At 58.0% G+C, this 250-nt stretch carries 1 protein-coding gene; it reads right to left on the bottom strand.

Annotation, left to right across the window (positions count from 1 at the left end; genetic code table 11):
* Window positions 1-238, bottom strand: a 238-nt coding sequence (locus SB749_RS20280) for a hypothetical protein (RefSeq protein WP_410711895.1), incomplete at its 3' end; no start/stop codon positions are given.
* Between the last annotated feature and the right edge of the window lie 12 nt (window positions 239-250).

Here is a 250-nt window from a genome sequence, read left to right as displayed (position 1 = left end):
CCAACAGCCCCCGCAAACGCCAGTCACCAAACATGCCTTCTAGGCGTACACGGGCTCCACGTACGTCCAGTTCACGACCATTTTGCTGTATGACAAAGGGGGCAAGCGCCAAACGCAGCTCCGTGTGACCGCTCAAGGTTTGATAGCGGCCCTGCCAACGAGGTACGGAAGGCGCGGAGACTTCACCAACCGCTTTTTGAAGCACGCTATCCAGACGCGGTAGCAGCGTGCCTTCCACATCCGTACTTAG

It is taken from the genome of Brevibacterium sp. SIMBA_078 (genome assembly GCF_046534565.1).
Classification (GTDB): Bacteria; Actinomycetota; Actinomycetes; order Actinomycetales; family Brevibacteriaceae; genus Brevibacterium.
The sequence above is the reverse complement of the archived record's forward strand: the minus strand, read 5'-3'. Positions and strand labels throughout refer to the sequence as shown.